At 62.4% G+C, this 836-nt stretch carries 1 pseudogene; it reads left to right on the top strand.

The features are described from left to right. A pseudogene (locus QCM77_RS45950) lies at positions 1-836 on the top strand (hypothetical protein); the annotation flags it as partial.

Raw genomic sequence — 836 nt, 5'->3', positions numbered from 1 at the left:
GCGGGCCAGTTCAGCAATTGGACGCCGATCGCGGCGGAGGCGACCTCCAGCGGCTACGATGTCGCCTGGAAGAACACCTCGACCGGTGTCTTCACGGTGTGGACCGCCGACAGCAACGGCAACTTCATCTCCAACCTCCTGAGCAATGTCTCCGGAACGAGCGTAGCTTTCCAGTCGATCGAGACGCTGTTCCAGCAGGACCTCAATGGCGATGGCGTGATCGGGCTGCGCACGACGACCATTGAGGCATCAGGTGCAACCAGCCTGGTGCAGGCCGGCAGCAACTACCTCCTCGATCCGACAAGCGGTGGAAGCGGGCCTGTGCTGAAGTTCAATGGTGCGGCCTATGTGGCAGGCCAGTTCAGCAACTGGACGCCGATCGCGGCGGAGGCGACCTCCAGCGGCTACGACGTCGCCTGGAAGAACACCTCGACCGGTGTCTTCACGGTGTGGACCGCCGACAGCAACGGCAACTTCACCTCCAACCTCCTGAGCAATGTCTCCGGAACAAGCACAGCTTTTGAGTCGATCGAGACGCTGTTTCAGCAGGACCTCAACGGCGATGGCGTGATCGGGCTGCGCACGACGACCATCGAGGCCGCCGGTGCGACCAGCCTGGTGCAGGCCGGCAGCAACTACCTCCTCGATCCGACAAGCGGTGGAAACGGGCCTGTGCTGAAGTTCAATGGTGCGGCCTATGTGGCAGGCCAGTTCAGCAATTGGACGCCGATCGCTGCGGAGGCGACCTCCAGCGGCTACGATGTCGCCTGGAAGAACACCTCGACCGGTGTCTTCACGGTGTGGACCGCCGACAGCAACGGCAACTTCACCTCCAA

Source organism: Bradyrhizobium nivariense (assembly GCF_029846695.2).
Lineage (GTDB): Bacteria > Pseudomonadota > Alphaproteobacteria > Rhizobiales > Xanthobacteraceae > Bradyrhizobium.
This window is presented reverse-complemented; position numbering and strand designations above follow the sequence as displayed.